We start from the raw sequence: 16,707 nt of genomic DNA on the forward strand, positions 1-16,707 counted from the left end.
GCCCGCCGTGGGGTATTCGGGCGTTGTCCGTAGCTCCTGCCGTCATTCCGTTGTTCCTACCCCAACGTGATCCGGTATCGTGTAGCCAGCTGGACTAGAGCGTGTCTGCTAATTGCGGACGCGGTGGTGGATGAGCGTGCATGCGAGCAGGACGCCGCCGAGGTAGGTGGTGGCGTACTTGTCGTAGCGGGTAGCGATAGCGCGCCACTGTTTGAGTCGGCCGAAGCCGCGTTCGACGGTGTTGCGGTCCTTGTAGGTCTCGGCGTCGAACGCGGGTGGTCGTCCACCGGCTGATCCCTTTGCCTTGCGGCGTTTCTCCTGGTCGGTTCGCTCCGGGATCGTGTGGGCGATCTTCTTTGCCCGCAAGTAAGCGCGGGTGCTGGGATGGGAGTACGCCTTGTCCGCCAGCAACCGGAACGCCTCGGTGTCACCTCGCCGATGCGCCGCCAGCAGCGGCTTGAGATACGGGTTGTCACCGGCCTGGCCGGGCGAGAGCAATACCGTCAACGGACAGCAGAACCGGTCGGTCAGTGCGTGAATCTTGGTGCTCATCCCACCGCGGGAACGGCCCAGCGCGTGGTCGGCTGGTTCGCGGGCCAGATTCGTGTCATTCGATCGAGCCCCCTGCGTGGGCATCGTGCAGCGCGCCAGCCGAATGCTGATGCGCACGGGCGATGGTGGAATCGATCGACAGCAGATTGCGTAACTGTTCATCACGCTCGGGAGCAGCCGCCCGCACCGCGGCGAACATCCGCACATACGTTCCATCGTCAGACCAGCGGCGATGCCGCTCCCAGACCGACTGCCACGCCCCGAAATGATCGGGGACGTCCCGCCACGGAGATCCCGTGCGATAGCGCCAGACGATCCCTTCCAGCGTCAACCGATGGTCATTCCACGGGCGTCCCTGATGCCCGCCCGCCGGCAACACCGGCGCGATCAACGCCCACAACCCGTCAGAAATCTCGTCCGCGCGCAACACCTACAGAGCATCCCGCACCAACCTACCGATCTTTAGCAGACACGCTCTAGTCGTCTGGCTTCTGACTTCCGGAGGTCATTGCACATGGCGCAAAAAGTACTGGTCGAGATGGTCGACGACCTCGATGGTGGAGACGCTACTCAGACTGTCCCGTTCGGACTGGACGGTGTGGAGTACGAGATTGACCTGTCGGACGAGAACGCGGCCGAACTCCGGGACGCGTTGGCGCGGTTTGTCTCGTACGCACGCCGGGTAGGGGGCCGCAGGGTGAGGCTCGCGGTGGGCGAGTCGGCCGCAGAGCGCAAGGCTCCGACGGCGGCTGAGAGGGAGAAGAACAGGGAGATCCGCCGGTGGGCGCAGGAGAACGGGTTCGCCGTCGCCGACCGTGGCAGGCTGCCGGCTGAGGTGGAAAAGGCCTACGACGAGGCTCAGCGCGAGCCCGTGGTCGCGGTGAAGACGACTGCCGCAGCCCGCAAGCGCGCTCCCCGAAGGAAGGCCGTGGCCAAGGCCTGACTCCCACCGAGGTACCGCTGCCTGCGGAGCTCTGCCACTTCGGCGGAGCTCCGCGGCCTTCTTTCGACTGAGCTGCGCGCGGTGCGGCGATTGGGCGCAGAGCGGAGCGTGCTCGCGCGACGTATCTCGGCGGAGTACTTCTGGTCTGTGTCGGCGGCGGCAACCCATTGACGATCGCCTTGATGGGGTCAGTATCCGTGCCCGGAGTGCAGATGCTCGTCGTCGTCCGGTCGCTCGGTGCTGTACTCGGCATCGAGCGGCTGGGCCTCGCGGAGGGTTCTTGTCTCGTCGGTGCGAGTTCGCTCCTGACGACCATCGAGCCGGACAGCCTTCGCCCCGTTGGCCATCTCCGCGTCCAGCCGACGATTCAGATCAGGTTGGTCCGTGGGCGAGACTGGCGGCGCAGCCGGGCCTGCGACGTGCGTTGTCCATCGGTCGGTGATCTGGTGCCATGCCGAGGCTTTGGCTCCGTTTCCTGGGGGCCGGTCGCCGAGTGGGGCTGCGGGGTCGTTGGTGTGGATCCGATAGGTCTCACGGTATGCCGCCGCGTCGCCGATCAAGTCGGTCCAGCGGGCGGCGAGGACCGGGTCGTCGGGGGCTGGGCCTGCGGCCGCCGCCCAAGACGGCAGGGTGGCGATGGTGCTTTCGCGGAGATCGGCCAACCGGCTGTGGATCTTGTCGTTGATGCTGGTGAGCTTGTCCATGCGTTGTTGGTGATCACCAGGGGCGCCGATGTCAGCAGCCGCGAGCCAGGGAAGTGCCCGGTGGTGGCCTTCACCGGTCCGATGCCGGCGTGTTAGCTCAGCTACCAAAAGGTGCGCGGCCCGCACGGCGACATCCGTGCCGGGATCGCGCGATTGGGCGAGAGCGCTTGCAGCGTGGTCGAGCGCAGGGTCGACGTCGATGCGCAGGGCTGCTGCGGCCGCGGCGTGCCGCCAAACCACGTTCCATGCGTCGGTGTCGATCGGAGCGTCGGGGAGATGATGGCCCACGATGACCCGCCACGAAGCGACGTCTGCGGTGGCCGGGGTGGCAGTCCGCGCGGGCGGCCGACGGTCCGCACGGTAGTTCCGCAATGCGCTGATCAGTGCGACGTCGGGGTCGTGGGCCCAGGTGAAGGTGTTCCCGCGGGTGACCGCTCGGAGGAGGCGATCGGCCTGCCAGCCCTGGTCTTGAGCGTCAGCGAGTGCGAACAGCAAGGACTGTTCGGCGCCGCGGTTTACGGCTGCGGGAACGTATCGGGCAATCAGGTCGAGGAACCGCTCGGTGTCGCCGGCTCGGGCGATCGCGTTGTACTGGGCGACAAGGGTGCGCAGCGGGTCGACCCCGGCGTGGTCGGTCGTGTCGAGGTAGTCCAAGACCTGGTCGCGTTTGCTGGTGCTCGTGCGGGACTGGGTTCCGCTCCTGGAGCTCGAGTATGGCTTGCCGTCTGGTGGTTTCCGTCCCGAAACGAGCGCGTTCCAGCGGCAGGAGATGTCGCCCCAGGCATGCGCGCGGGCGCCGTGGCTTTCCGGGTCGGGGCCGATCGGGAGACCCGGATCCGAGCCTCGGACGCGGAAGGTTTCGCGGTAGGCGGCGGCGAGCCCGACAAGCTCGTCCCATTCCTGTGCGGCAATGGGATTGTCGGGGCGCGGGCCGAGGCTACTTGCCCACTCGGGTGGGGTGCGGATGGCGTCGGCTCGGAGGTTCTCGATCCGGTCACGGATGGCCTCGTTCATGTGGTGGAGGTAGGGCACGGCGCCGTCGTGCTCGCGGGCGGTGCGGAAGTTCGGACGGGCCTGCCAGGGCAGGGCACGAGTGTGAGCTTCACCGCGGTCGGCGCGTAGCCCGATTTCATGGACGAGGGCGGCTTCGGTCCAGCGGTGGTCGGGCATCGGGTCTGGTGGTCGTTCCTTGTGGCGGGCCGCGAGCTGGTGGGCGACACGGGTGATGATCAAGTCGGCGTCGAATCCGAGGGCCATGGCGCCACTGGCTCGCGTCCACACGCGGTTCCAACGGCGGTCTTCGACAGCCGCGTCGGGGGCGATCGCGTCGAAGATCCCGCGCCACCGGGTGACGTCGGACGCTGCCGGGTCGCCGGCGACGAGGGGCAGGTCGTGCTGCTTGATGTGGTCGGTGATGCGCTGGTGCAGGACGGCGCCGGGGTCTTTGGCCTTGATGATGGGGTTCTTCCCGCGGGCGGCGGGGATGAGGGTGTCGGCCTGCCAGCCCAGGTCGTTGGCGTTGCGCAGGGTTTGGATGAGGGCGGCTTCGCTGTCGTGGTCGAGGGTTTCGGGTGCGTGGCGCTGGAGCGCGGCACGGTAGGTGTCGTCGTCACGATAGGTCGCGGTGTAGTTGTAGCGCAGAACCAGTGTGCCGAGGTTCTCCTCCTTGCTCAGGTTGTCGCGCAGCGTCTCGGTGGCGGAGACTTCGGCTTCGGAGTGCTGGAGAACTCCGGTCAGAACGTCCTTCGGCTTCGCTGGTTCGGGTGTTTCCTGATGCAGGTCGATGACGTGGTGGTGGGTGACGACGTAGATGAAGTTCCGCCACATCGCGCGGGTGACGCCCGGGTAGAACTGCTCCCGCGTCATGGTCGGGGGCACGAGGAGGTGCGCGTTTCCCTTGCTGGTCATGCCCTGGACCCTGTTGATGGTCGTGGCGTAGGCGAGCTCGACGTAGGTACGGGCGTAGCGCGGCGGCAGTGTGATCCGGCCGCCGTGGTTCTCATGGTGCACGGTCAGTTGGCCGGCAGGGCTGACCTTGACCACCCGCCAGGTGTCGCCGTTCTTGACGAAGTCTTTTCCCCCGAACAGGGTGAGCCGACGGCGGTTATGCCGGGTCACCACGAGATCTCCGATGCTCGCGGCCGTACCGTCGTGCAGCTCGGCCTCGTGGCCACGAGGCGTGCTACGGCGGCGAAGGCGTAACTCCCGGGCTTCGAGGTTGAGCGCCACGGTGTCGACGTTGGTGGGCACGATCAGCAGTGACTCCGTGCCCTCGCGCAGGTCGGCCCGCCACGCGTGCAAGGCGGCGTCGCGCATAGTGTCGATCGACCCGCCGCGGACCAAGCCGTTCTCGAGGTAGTAGGTGAGGCCGCGGGGGTCGCCCTCACGGATCTTCAGCGAGGCGTTGGCCTGTTTGTAGCGGTCGGGGCCCTTGAAACGGACGACTTGGTGGAACCGGATGGCGCCGACGTCGTGGGCGATGAGCCGGATCGCGCCGCCCGCCTCGACGGCGGCGAGTTGCCGGTCATCGCCGATCAGGCGGACGTCGGCACCGTGGTCGAGCGCGTACTTGACGGCGGCGTGGAGGGTGTGGGTGCCGGCCATCGCGGCTTCGTCAACAATGAGGAGATCGCCTTGCTGCATCGGGAACATGCGCTCGGCGAACCCGAGCTGGATCGCGGTGGGCAACTGGTGCAGGGTGTGTGGTCGCGCGTCGATTGAGGCGCCGAGTTCCTGCGCGGCGCGCGCGGACGGCCCGAACGCGTACACCCGGCCCCCGGAGGAGCGCCAGGCCGTGGCGAACACGGCCATCGCCGCGGTCTTTCCCGTCCCCGCCGGGGCCAGGGCCAGTTGCAGCCGACGCCCGGAGCGGGCGAACTGGGTGACCATCCGCTGCTGGCCGGTATTGAGTTTCGCGCCGCGCAAGGCCTTGCGGACGCCGCGTTCGCTGATCTGGTGGCCGCCACGGCGGTGCGCCCAGGCGACCAGATCGCCCTCTTCGGCCAGCGTGCGGACAGTGGTGTAGCGAGTGGAGTGGTGTTCGTGGAACACCGATTCGCCGCTGCGGCGGCGCGTGAAGGGTGGCTCCGCGACCAGGGTCATGCCCTGGAGCGCGAGGGTGTCGCGTGAGGCGAGGATGGTGTCGACGACGTCGGCGACGAACTTCTCACGGGCCGCGGCGGGGATGGTGAGGTGCGCGGTCTGGGCGTGTGCCTCGGATTCGAGGTTCCAGCGGGAGAAGTGCGCGTATTTCTCCGACACCACTGCCAGGGTCGAGGCGGCCAGTACCGCGAGGTCGGCCTGCTGGTCTTCTGCATCCAGAGCCGGGGAAGCGGTGAAGGTTCGGCGGCCGAGGGTGCCCAGGAGTCCCGCGGGGACGAGGGTTTCGGCGAATGACCGCCAGACAGCGGTGTGCTCAGCGAGGGACTTGGGAGGCTGTTTCCCGGGTCGGCCGTCGAGCTTCGCGGCTCGGTCGATCGCGAAGATCTCCTTCGGCGTGGGCTCTTTCCCGTGCAGCGTCCGGAACTCCACGATCCGGCGGGCGCGGGCGGTCTCGAACTGCCGTGTCCGTTGGGAGAAGCCCTTCACCAGGGTGAGGGGAACATCGGCGAGCTGCCAGATCTTGCGGGTGTGGTCGATCCCTTCGGACGCCCGTTGCGACCAGCGGGCTCCGTGTTCACGGAACAGGTCACGGGTGCGGGAGTCGAAATACTGCGACGCGGTGACACCGCCGGCGAGGATGGTGCGCCCGTCGAGCGTGGTCCATTCCTTGTCGTCGGAGCGGCGGGCCTTCGCGGCGATGAGGGCGTGGATGTGGAAGTGCGGGTCGCCGGCGCGGGAGTCCCAGTGCTCGAACAGCGCGGCGGTGATCCCGTCGACGTCGACTTGGGCCTCGCCCATGTTCCCGCGCCGGGTGTAGGCGAGGTTGCGTTCCACATAGGACAGGGTGTCGCGTGTGGCCTGGCGGACGAGGTTCGCGATCAGTTCCCGCTCGGCGGGGGCAGCCATCGCCCACGCGACCGACACTGACTTGTCCGGTGCGAAGACCATCTCGTAGCCGGACACCGCGGACTTGAGGGTCCGTTCCTGGGCGGCCAGCCACGTGGCGAAGGCCTTCTCATTGAGCGGCCCTTTCGCCTTGGTGTCCTCGCGGCAAGCCTTCTCCTGCACCGCCCGCCGCAGTGTCCGGCGGACCTCGGCGTCGATGGGCGCACCGATCGGGCGGCCGTGCTCGAGGTTGTAGTCCTTGTACGCCTGCGCGGTCTGGCTGCGCAGGTGATCGAGCGCGCTGTACTTCGGGAAGCTCCGGCCGAGGCGCGTTGCCTTCAACGCCTCGGCCGGGGTGGCGCCGTCGGCGATCATCTCGGCCTCGATGGCGTCGGCGTCGGGGTGCCGGCCTTCGCCGAACAGGGCCTGCATCTGCGCAGGGGTGATCTCGCCGGTGAGTCCTAAATCCTGCGCACCGGCGCCGTACCATTCGCCTGCCGGGTACCCATGGGAGAGGTAGTAGTCACTCAGCAGCTCGCCGGGTTCGAGCCGGCGGTCGTGACACGCGACCGCGTTCGTGAGGTACTCATGACCACCAGGGCTCAGCTTCCGCAAGCCCATCACTACCGGTTCAGGCTACGCCGGAAAACGAGTTCCGCCCACCTGGTTCAGACGCTCTGCAAGACGTCCTGTGTGGATGGTGGGCTGGGCAGAGGTGAGGGTGGAGGGGGTGAGGGTGGCGGCGGGGTGAGCGGGGCAGGGTGGTGAGGGCGCGGGCTGTGGAGGCGGGATGGTGTGGAGGTGGGAGGCGTGTGCGGGGTGAGGTGTCGGCGGCTTGCGCCCGCGCGGTGCCGGCGCGGCACGCGCCGGCACCGCGCGAGCACGATGACCGGCGTCGGCGCGCGCCAGCCCACGCGGCCGGCATGCCCGGGCGACGCGTGACCATGGGACCGGCACCGCGCTGGATGGGGAGGCGGGTGGGGGAGGCGGTCAGGGCCCTGGACACGACAAAAGGCGGCCGCCGGTCGAAGGACCGGCGGCCGCCTTTTCGCTGCGGTCGTGCTCTACGTGATCACGGGAGTTCCTCTAACGGAGTGTGCGGGGCGGAAGATGGGTCCGCGCCGAAGCGCGAGCCCACCGCGTGGTCAGGCTGCGATCAGCTCGGAGCGCCACTCCGGGTTGAGCGACGCCGCGCCGACTTCGGCGCACATGTCGCACCGGCCGGTCGGTTCGGCGCGGTACTCGGCGGGTGTGCGTTCGAGGTTGCACGAGATGCACAGGGCGTCAGGCGTCGCGAGCGGGCGCATGGTGCGGGCTTCGAATTCGTACTCTTCCTTCAGCCACGTCTTGTCGGGGGTTTCCTTGATCTCTTGCGCCACTCCGGGGTTCTCGTCGTAGCGGTCGGCGACGGCGTCGTCTTTTCGGGCGCGGCCGGTCATCGGGATGTCCGGGACGATTTCGTGGCGCCGCTCGTCATACTGAATTTCGATGGGGCGGCGCACGACCGACCGGCGCGCGCGCTGCTCGGCGGGCTCGTGGTAGTGCGCGACCGGCGCGGCTGGCGGGGGTGCCGGTTGGTTGGTCGGCTGCGGGCCTTCGAACGTCGCGGCTTCGTGTCGGCACGTGCTGGAGCAGAACGGCATGTCGGGTGCCATGGAGAGATTGCCGTCGCAATTGCCGCATCGGTGGATGTCGCCGGTCTCGGCTTCGTTCTGCCGGGTTCGCGCCGCGCGGCGCTGGTTCGCGATTTCGGCGCGCTCGCGGCTGACGTAGACACAGGACATGACCAGCGCTCGGTACGGGCCATCGAGGTTCGGCCAGATCTGGTAGGACTGCTGGATGGCGTCCACGATCAGAGGGTGCGTCGCGGACGGGTTGGTGAGCAGCGTTTCGCAGATCTTGACGGCTTCGCGTTCGTAGCTGTCGGTCCGTGCGGTGAGCCAGCGCACGGACCGACGCGCCTTGCCGATGGGTGCGGGTTGGCCGCGGAGCAGTGCGGCCAGCTCGTTCGGGTCGGTCACGAGGTCGGCACGGGTCTCGGTCGAGTAGACGCACGCGTGGAAGAGGCGACGTTCGTCGTCGCTGAGCTTGTCCACTTCGGCCTGGATCGCACGGACGCGAACCACGGTGTCACCGCTGGTGGGGTCGCTGGCCCTGAGCAGGTGCGCGCAGGTCATCAGGAGCCGCTGTGGTGCGTCGCTCTGGTGCTCGACCATCGAGCGCAGCGCGGTGAGCGCCGTCCGCTCGCGTCCGGCCTGCAATGCTGCCACTACGTCGTCGAAGGTTTTCTTCATTGGAAGTATTCCTCTTCGTTGATTTCGGATGAGGCTTTTGGGGTTGGCGCCCCGCCTGCCTTACGTGATCAATACTAGTAAGCTACAAAGGCTAATTCAATCAATTCGCGGTATTCGTCATGACTTTTTCGGTCATAATTTCGAGTGGTATTTCGAGCGTTCGACTGGGTGATTTTCCGGGACTGGAAGGTTGACCAGCGTCCTGAGCTGCGGTTTTGTGCTGTAGGGGTGACCGCGTGCTGAGTGGCGGAGGAGGGGCCCCGAAGCTCCCGGGGCAGGCCCCCGGCCTGCCCCTAATGCCTGACCAAGGCCGAAAAGGGGACCCGAATACAAGGTCGGGGCCTTAATATTGTTTTGACACGCTTTTAGTCAAAAGAATATTGGGGTGGCCTTGTATTTGGGGCATCGGCCGATACAATTTCGGGGCCCCTCCTCCGCCGCGGACGCGACCTGGCAACCTGGGGTGCCCTCCGCGGGTGCGCTGGAAAACCAGGCCCCGAGCAGCGGCGGACGGCCGCGCTGCCGCCCGGCTACGCTGATACGTACCGTCGCGTGATGGGTTTCGTTGACCTTCGGCGCGCGGCGGTGACGCCACCGTGGCTTTGGCGGGCCGCTGCTTCGGCGGCGATGCGCTTCACGCCTTCGCGCGTGGGGCCTTCACAGTGGCGGAGCTGGTGTGGCCGGCCCGGCTTGTCCGCGGCCGGCCACACCCCGGCTGTCGCGCTGCGCGCGATGATCTGGACGAGCCGGTAGCCTCGCGGACGAACACAGCCCTCCCTGGTGTGCGGGAGGTAGTCATGGCGTCAGCTGGAGGAGGCGCGGGTCGCAGGCGGCGGAGGCGCTCGAGCGCGGAAGTCGCGAAGCTGGAGGCGCTGCGTCAGGCGCACGTGGAGCGGCTGGCCCAGGCGCGGGATAACGAGCGTCGTGTCAAAGAGGCGCTGGGCCCGTTCGCGGCAGCGGCAGCGGGCGTGGAGGCGGCGCACGAACACCGGGCGGAGCGGCACGCGAAGGTGGACGAGCGGCTGGTGCGCCGCCTGGAAGAACTCGACCGGGCGCGCGCGGCGGCACTGGTTGAGGCGGAGGGCGCCCGGGCGGAAGCCGCCGCGTCCTCGGCGGCCGAGGTGGAGGAGTGGCGCGCGATGATGGGCGAGGCGGTCCGCACGATCAGGGATGCCGGCGTCGAACTGGACGGCACTGCGGAGCTGCTCGGGATCTCTGCACGCGAGGTGAACGCCCTGGCCCGGCTGCGCCCGCCGGAGTCACCACCGGACAGTTCGCCGCCACGTGATGGTGGAGATGGCGAGCCCGCGGCGCGGGACGCGGGCAGCGTGTCCGACGACGTGCCGGGGTCCAGAGCGGATGTGGCGCCTGGGTGGCCTCCGGACGGCACTGGCATGGCGTGACCAGCATGACGAGAGGGGTGGGTGAGCGCGCAGCGCTCACCCACCCCTCTCGATCGGTACGGCTGTCAGCCGCGGGTGGTGACGCGGGCCGGCGGCGAGGACTGCGCGGCATCGGCCCGTCGCCGCAGTTCCCGCAACGTATTGCTACGACGGAGCAGGTAGTAGGTCACGACGCCGGCGGCGCCGCAGAAGAAGATCAATCCACCGAGGCGCGGTCCCGCGGCCGAGTCGCGGATGATGACGTCGAGCTGGCCGACGAAGATCGCGAACGGCAACGTGAGGGCGCCCGCGATGGCGAACCGGCGACGGCGCAGGCTCGGCCCGGTCGTCCGTGGGGGTCGGGTGAGCCAGGCGACGATCACGCCGGAGAGAGCACCGGCCCCGGCGTAGAAGGGGATGGTGAGCAGCATCGACGGGTTGAGGGCCGCGACCCCGATCATCGCGACCAGGCCGAGCGGCACCGTGGACAGGTAGACGCCGAGGGCGGCTGACCCGATCAGGCCGGCCGCAGTGATGCGGTACGGGTTCCTGGGCATGATTCCAGCGTAGAGGGAGAGCAGCCCCACAAAGGGTGATTTTTCCCCGCGGCGGCGCCCGCGCCCGCGGCCGCCGCGGGTCGGGTCGCGCCGCTGCCGGTGCGAGCCGTCCGGGGCGCGGGACTGCTGTGCAGGCCGAGGTCGGTGGCGGTGGCGTGGGCGTGTTCTGGAAGGGGTCGTCTGGGTCATCGCGGCGTGCCGGTGATCGGGCGGCGGTAGCCGGTGGCGTCGGTGCGCCACCGGTCGAAGGCGCCGAGCCAGTCGCCGGTGGCGGCGAAGGCCACGCGCTCGTAGGGCGTCCACATGTTCGACGCGCTGAGACGGGAGACCTCCGCGGTCATTCGGCGGCTGGGGTGATCCGGGCCGCCGGAGAAGATGGCGTGGAACCGGCCGCGGCGCGGGTCCAGCGGGGCGAGTCGGGGTCGGCCGGTGACGTCGGGCGTCCGCCACAGCGCGGGCGGGAGGTAGGTCCGGCGACGAGCTGGGTCGGCACACGATGGGCAGGTGTCGGTGTCGAGCCGGTGTCGTGTGCGCACGGACACCAGATGCCCGTCGTGCCAGATGGAGACCGGGCCGGTTCCGCTGTTACCGCGGTCGGGCACGACGTAGGGCACGCCGGATTCGGTGACCGCATACCACCGTTCAGCGGCGTAGCGGTCGGACGGGAGTTCGTCGACGGGGAGGTGGAGCCACTCCGGTACGGCGCCGCGGCGGGCGTGGTGGAGCAGGTAGGTCCCGAGGTAGTCGGCGAGCAGCCGCTCGGCCGCGTCGAGGGTGGCGTAGGACGCGGGCAGCAGCGCGGGCCAGCGCCGTCCCGACGGGTCGTAGAACACAGCACCTTCGTCGAGGAGCGTGTCGACGTCGCGGGACGTGCTGCGGTGCCGGCGGCGGGCGAGGGTTCGGGCGCTTCCGTCGCTCATCTCGTGGAACGAGGTGAGCCCGAGGCGGTTGTTGGCGCGGTCGACGCGGCGGACGTGGGACAGGACCGATACGAGGTCGGGGTGCGAGCGTGGCACGGCCAGGCTCCTTCCGGCGTGGGCGCAGGGCCAGGTGCGGGCTCGGCGCACGGCAGCACGAAGAAGGCTGGTGGGTTCGGCGACGGGGCCTGTCGCCGAACCCACCGGCCCCGGGGCGGTGCCCGGTCGGCGGGGAAGTGCCGACCGGACACCGGGTTCGGTGGATCAGAACGGCGGGTTGTCGCCGCCTCCACCGGCGGTGACGAGATCACCCGTAGCGGCGGGAGCGGGGCCCCACAGGTCGCCATCGGGACTCGCGGCCGGCTGCTGCTGCTGCGGGACCGAGTCGCGTACCGCCTTGGTGACCGTCGCGGTGGCGTAGCGGAGCGAAGGGCCGATCTCGTCGACCTCGAGTTCGACGACCGTGCGCTTCTCGCCTTCCCTGGTCTCGAAGGACCGCATCCCCAGTCGACCCTGGACAATCACGCGCTGGCCCCGCCGGAGCGACTCGACCATGTTTTCCGCGGGCTGACGCCAGATGTTGCAGCGCATGAACAGCGTCTCGCCGTCCTTCCACTCACCCGACTGGCGATCGAGGGTGCGCGGGTTGCACGCGACGGTGAAGTTCGCGACCGCGTGTCCGTTCTGGGTGAACCTCAGTTCCGGGTCCGCGGTGAGGTTGCCGACGATGGTGACGTTGGGCTCTCCGGCCATGGTGGCCTCCCTTGTGGGCTGGTGGTGTGTGGAACGCGGCGCAGCCTCAGCACGCCCCGTCCGGGCCCGCGAGCCCCGGACCGGCTCGTCCGGCCGGCGTGAACCGGCTCGCGCCCGACGGGCAGCGACGCGCGCAACCGCAGGGCCGGTTCACCCGCGCCGGATGCGGCCGGGGCTCCGGGGCCGCTGGGGGCCCGGGCGGGGTGTGCTTACCTCTGGGCGATCCACGCGCCACGGCCCGCGGGGGCCGCCGAGGAACCCGTCACCGCCGGCGGTGGACCGGCGACGACCTGGGTCAGGTTCCCGCGTCGGTGCGGTCCGGACTGTCGAGCGGGCCGAACCGGGCCAGCACGTCGCCGTCGCGGGTGGCCAGGACGGCGGTGGCGTGGTCACCGAGCTGCCGGGCCAGCACGGTGAGCGCGGTGGTGAGGACCGCGGCGGCATCTGGTTGCCCGGACGCAACGCGGACGACGAACCCGGGCAAGCGCATGGCGCCGTGCGACTCGGCAGTCGCTCTCATCGCGCGCACCGCGTCGTCGAACGTCCCCACGGGGTTGATGCTGACGCCAGTGAGCCACGCGTAGAGCTGCTGGAGACAGTCAGCGCCCCATTCGCCGCCGCTGTCCTCCACCTCCTTGACGCGGGCGAGCAGGTCGATGATCGCGGCACCGCCCGCGCTGTCCGGGTCGATCACCCGCTCCGTGACATCGGGTGAAACTGGACAGTCCTGTATGGACTTTGCGGAGTTGTGAAGGGCTGCGACGCTGCCGTCGAACAGCGGTGTCAGCGTGACACGTCTCGTGGAATCTGAAGCCGCAGGATCGTGGCCGGTGCGACGGAACCTAGGCCTGCCAACGGTTCGGCGGGCCTAGCCGACGCGATCGGTCGGCTAGGCCCGCATAGTCGGTTAGGTCTGAGCACTGTTCATGAGCGTTCGGCGTGCGTTGTGCGCGTGGTCGAGAAGCACGCTTGCCGTCTCGGCGTGTGGCGCGCCGGCGTGCAGACCCTCCATGATCAGGGAGCTGAGGTTGGCAGGAGGGTTGATCGCCTCCGCGGCGAGCCGGGCCCAGGTTCCGTCTCCGCGGACGTACGACACGGCGGCCAGCACGGCGGCGATCTGCCGGCCTTCTGCGGTGGGTGCCAGCCGGAGCAGGTGCAGCAACAGGTTCCCGGCCGGGGCTGCGTAGTTGGTCTGGTCGGCGACCGTGATCAGCGCCATGGAGATGTGATAACTGGCGAACGCGCTGATGAGATCGGCGAGGTGCTCATCGGAGTGGGGCAGGGCTCCTTCACGCGCATTGCTGATTGCGGAATCGAGGCGTCCCAGACGTGTTCGCAGCGCGATGACGTCACCAGCCCGGTCTTCAGCGCGGACGGCGGTGGCGGCCGCCGCGACGAGCCGCTCGATCCCGGCGCGCTCGGATTCCGGAGCGCGCGCGAACAACGCCGCCAGCGCGTCGCGGTTCTCGTGGATCTGATAGCCCTCGAGTGCCAGAGAGAGGGCAGAAGCGGACGTCGCCGGGTCAGAGAGGGTGCCGCGGCACTCCGCGTGGCAATAGCCGATCCACGTGGCGCCGGCGGAGAACCGTGGCAGATAGGCGAATTCGATGCTCTGGCGGCTTGCTGTGCGGCAGGCACTGGTGAAGTCGTTGACCTGTAGGCGCAACGGAAGGTCCGCCAGATCGTGCGGGCGATCTGTGACGATGATGCCGATGACCTTCAGGATGGGCTCGTTTCCGAATGCCTGGAGGAATGCGTGAGCCGAGCTGGTCGGCTCAGCGGCCATGGTCGTCAGATCCTGCACCATGACGTTCCCGATCAGGTATTTGTCATCGTCGGCGGCTGTCACGGCGACGAGGACCAACGCTTCCGAAGGGTAGTAGCCGATGAACGCGGGCAGGGCAGCGAACAGATGCTCGTTCGTCGGCTGGTTGGGGTTGTGCATTGTTTTCCCCTTTCAATCTGTTCGTGAGCTGGACGGGGCGGTCAGCCGGTTCGAACGACGCACTCGTGGGCGGACATGAGGATCTGGCTGAGTTCGAGATGGACCTGCGCTCGCCGGGCGCGCGGACGGCTCAACCTGTCGTTCCGGCGGTGAGCTGAGTTCGACGCCGCCGAGCATGGTGCGGACGAGGCCGGCCGCACGCTCGTACTGGTCACTGGCGGTAGATGACGTCGGTGTTGTAAAGGACATCGGGCCTCCTGAGCTAGGCGGACAGATCCCCGAATTCCCGCGCGACTTCCTGTCGTTCTTGCGCGCGGGTTGGCAGGATCCCCCAGGCAGCACCGCCACGGGACGCGCAACTGCTGCTAGGCGTCAGAACGCCGTGCACCGGTGGTGAGGTGCTCGCGAGCCTCCTGGCTCGTTTCGTGCATAAACTGGCTGAACAAGACAGGGTCAATGCCCCGGGCGAAACACGCGCTGAGCAAGCGAACCAGAGGCGTCCCTGTCCGAGCAGCCTCGAGCGCGATGCGTGCACCCGCACCGTCGCCGTGGCGGTAGGTGTGCACGGCGATGATCGCGATCAAGTGGCTGGCAGCAGGTTCTGGCGTCAGCCGCCAGAGGTGCAGAGCCAGGCGCTCGGCGCCGGCGCTGGGTTCGTTCTCCGCCTCGACGAGCATCGCGTCACGGAACTCAAGGGTGGTGAAAGTGGCCGCCAGATCAGCGATGACCAAGTCGTCGTCGGGCAGAACCCCGCGCTCCGATGCGCGGACGGCAGCGTCGGCTCGGGCGATGCGGTCCTGCGCGGCCGCCGGCTGTGACTGGTCCTGCTCGGATTGGCGGATTGCTGCGGCGATCAGCGGACGGAGCCGGTCGCGGTCAGCGTCGCTGGCGGAGGTGTAGCGCGCGGCGAGGTCTTCACGGCTCGCGGCCACGGTGAACCCCGCGAACGTGTTCGTGGCCGCGGCGACGGTCGTGGTGGGATCGGGCAGGATGCCCGTGCGATCGACGTCGACATAAGAGCGCCAGCGAGCGCCCGCGGCGAATTCCGGTAGGTGGACGACCTCCAGCGAGGGCACGCCGTGCTGGCGCAGGATCTCGAGGATGGTGTCCACTGTGCTACGTACGGGCAAGGAATCCTGCTCTTCCGTGCGGTGGCAGACCACGATCCCGGTAACCGCGAGGACGGGAAGATCGGACAGTTGGGTCAACCAAGGGTTGATACTGGAGGCAGGGTCCTGCTCGGCTGCGGCAAGATCAACGCGCATCGCCGGGCTGGGCGCGGGCGGGGCATCGAGCTGGGCCACGATCGAGACCAGCACCAGTGAGTCGCGCGGTACGAATTTGAACAGGGCGGGGATGGAGGCGATCAGTTCGCTGGTGCTGGAGATGATGACCGGCATGCTGAGTCCTTTCCGGACGGTGGAGGTGAGGTGTAATGCAACGCGCTTCCGGATCAGCGGTCGTCGTGTTGCTTCTTGTCCAGTTGGGGATCTACGCCGTCGAAGGTGATCGTGACCGACGGGTCGGAGTTGACGATGTCGAGCGCTTCGGCGACCCGCGCCTCGGCTTCCTCCACACTGGCCGCGTCGGCGACGTTGGTGATCACGACTCGCAGGGATGCGTATCCTTGGTAGGCCATCGTGATAGGCCGGAGGTTCAAGTCCGCCAGTACGTCCTGGGTTCCAGGCAGGCACCAGGTGCCCTCGAAGTGCTGCGTGAGAACTTCGGTGCGGACCTGGTCCCGGTAGGCGTTGTGCTCGGTCTCGGCCGCGGCGATCTCGTTCTGCAGGCGCTGGATCTCGGTGGTCATCGTGACGTCCTCTCTCATTCTCGGGATACGCGTTGCTTGGGAATCTCAGTGGCGTTGAGTACGCAGGTATTCACGGAAGCTGGCCGTGGTCACGTTCATGCGGCCGATCTCCTTGCTGTGCTCGAATAGCGCTAGCCGTCGAGCTTGCTGCAGAAAGATCCGGGCGCATTCACGCAATTGCTGGGCACGTGCCGGGCTTGCGTCTTGGGCCCGAACACGGCAGCTCGTGGCCCGCTCGCGCAGTTCCTGGGGCGTCGACGTCATCTCAAGCGACCTCTACGCGCGGGTATCCGACGATCGCACTGAGCGCGCCCCCTGATGACGTGACGGCCAGGTCTCCGGTGAGGTGGGCCTGAACGACGTTGGCGATGACTTCCTGGAAAGCCTGCCGAGCGCTCAGGTCTTCCAGGTCCTGGAGGACCCTCCAGGCGTGGTCCGCGTCGTCGGTGTCGGCTTCGAGCACGACCTCGAGACGGAGCTGGCTACGTACCAGGCGCTTCGGCTCGTACGTGGCGAGGTCGAGGTGCTCCAGCGTGGTGTTGAGGCTGTCCATGTCCCATTCGCCATCGTGATGACCCTGGATGGCGCGGTCGCGCACCTGCTTCCGGAATGCCTCGTGCGCTGCTTGGAGGGCTGCGAGCTTGTCTCGCAGCTCATCGGCGGACAGTGCGGAACCTTCCTGGGCGGCGGTCGTGGTGAACATGTTTTCGTTGCCGTCGAACATATCCAGCTCTCTCCATTCAGGATGGGGTTGTGGTGTGACCGACCCGGGCGGGCCCGCGTCCGCGTGTCTGAACGCGTGGTGCCGGCCCTGGTCGGTGAGGTGCGCTCGTCATCGCCGGCGGGTGGATGTCCAGCGCTTT

At 68.3% G+C, this 16,707-nt stretch carries 13 protein-coding genes and 1 pseudogene; 2 read left to right on the forward strand and 12 right to left on the reverse strand.

Features of this window, described 5'->3' with window-relative positions:
- Nucleotides 1-108: 108 nt before the first annotated feature.
- Nucleotides 109-982 (reverse strand): annotated as a pseudogene (locus OG371_RS36830) (IS5 family transposase).
- 84 nt (nucleotides 983-1,066) lie between these two features.
- Here OG371_RS36830 and OG371_RS36835 point away from each other — a divergent pair.
- Nucleotides 1,067-1,495, forward strand: a complete 429-nt coding sequence (locus OG371_RS36835) for a histone-like nucleoid-structuring protein Lsr2 (RefSeq protein WP_329060484.1) — start codon at nucleotides 1,067-1,069, stop codon at nucleotides 1,493-1,495.
- A gap of 188 nt (nucleotides 1,496-1,683) precedes the next feature.
- Here OG371_RS36835 and mobF read toward each other — a convergent pair whose 3' ends face one another.
- Both mobF and OG371_RS36845 read right to left on the reverse strand, forming a co-directional pair.
- The gene (gene mobF / locus OG371_RS36840) at nucleotides 1,684-6,807 is read right to left on the reverse strand and encodes a MobF family relaxase (RefSeq protein WP_329060485.1); all 5,124 of its coding nucleotides are present in this window, start codon (nucleotides 6,805-6,807) and stop codon (nucleotides 1,684-1,686) included.
- 524 nt (nucleotides 6,808-7,331) lie between these two features.
- Complete coding sequence (locus OG371_RS36845) at nucleotides 7,332-8,480, reverse strand: hypothetical protein (protein ID WP_329060487.1); 1,149 nt, start codon at nucleotides 8,478-8,480, stop codon at nucleotides 7,332-7,334.
- Between the two features lie 797 nt (nucleotides 8,481-9,277).
- On the opposite strand from OG371_RS36845, the gene OG371_RS36850 reads away from it, so the two are divergent.
- Nucleotides 9,278-9,883 (forward strand): hypothetical protein, encoded by a 606-nt coding sequence (locus tag OG371_RS36850; RefSeq protein WP_329060489.1) that lies wholly within the window; start codon nucleotides 9,278-9,280, stop codon nucleotides 9,881-9,883.
- Nucleotides 9,884-9,948: 65 nt separating this feature from the next.
- Here the strand turns inward: OG371_RS36850 and OG371_RS36855 are convergent, their stop codons facing one another.
- From OG371_RS36855 to OG371_RS36895, 9 genes are all read right to left on the reverse strand, one after another.
- A complete protein-coding gene (locus OG371_RS36855) occupies nucleotides 9,949-10,419 on the reverse strand; it encodes a hypothetical protein (protein WP_329060491.1) in 471 nt (156 codons plus the stop codon).
- Between the two features lie 185 nt (nucleotides 10,420-10,604).
- Nucleotides 10,605-11,435, reverse strand: a complete 831-nt coding sequence (locus tag OG371_RS36860) for a hypothetical protein (RefSeq protein WP_329060494.1) — start codon at nucleotides 11,433-11,435, stop codon at nucleotides 10,605-10,607.
- Nucleotides 11,436-11,600: 165 nt separating this feature from the next.
- Complete coding sequence (locus OG371_RS36865; RefSeq protein WP_329060495.1) at nucleotides 11,601-12,089, reverse strand: single-stranded DNA-binding protein; 489 nt, start codon at nucleotides 12,087-12,089, stop codon at nucleotides 11,601-11,603.
- Nucleotides 12,090-12,384: 295 nt separating this feature from the next.
- Nucleotides 12,385-12,783, reverse strand: a complete 399-nt coding sequence (locus tag OG371_RS36870) for a hypothetical protein (protein WP_329060497.1) — start codon at nucleotides 12,781-12,783, stop codon at nucleotides 12,385-12,387.
- Nucleotides 12,784-12,996: 213 nt separating this feature from the next.
- Nucleotides 12,997-14,034, reverse strand: coding sequence for a DUF4192 domain-containing protein (locus OG371_RS36875; RefSeq protein ID WP_329060499.1), 1,038 nt, complete (start codon nucleotides 14,032-14,034; stop codon nucleotides 12,997-12,999).
- A 365-nt stretch (nucleotides 14,035-14,399) separates the two neighbouring features.
- Nucleotides 14,400-15,434 carry a DUF4192 domain-containing protein gene (locus OG371_RS36880; protein ID WP_329060501.1) on the reverse strand — a complete coding sequence of 345 codons (1,035 nt, stop codon included), beginning with the start codon at nucleotides 15,432-15,434 and terminating at the stop codon, nucleotides 14,400-14,402.
- Nucleotides 15,435-15,487: 53 nt separating this feature from the next.
- Nucleotides 15,488-15,844 carry a hypothetical protein gene (locus OG371_RS36885; protein ID WP_329060503.1) on the reverse strand — a complete coding sequence of 119 codons (357 nt, stop codon included), beginning with the start codon at nucleotides 15,842-15,844 and terminating at the stop codon, nucleotides 15,488-15,490.
- A gap of 45 nt (nucleotides 15,845-15,889) precedes the next feature.
- Complete coding sequence (locus OG371_RS36890; RefSeq protein ID WP_329060504.1) at nucleotides 15,890-16,108, reverse strand: hypothetical protein; 219 nt, start codon at nucleotides 16,106-16,108, stop codon at nucleotides 15,890-15,892.
- A gap of 1 nt (nucleotide 16,109) precedes the next feature.
- Entirely contained in the window at nucleotides 16,110-16,568 is a 459-nt protein-coding gene (locus OG371_RS36895; RefSeq protein ID WP_329060506.1) for a hypothetical protein, read from the reverse strand.
- Nucleotides 16,569-16,707 lie beyond the last annotated feature (139 nt).

Source organism: Amycolatopsis sp. NBC_01480 (genome assembly GCF_036227205.1).
Taxonomy (GTDB): domain Bacteria; phylum Actinomycetota; class Actinomycetes; order Mycobacteriales; family Pseudonocardiaceae; genus Amycolatopsis.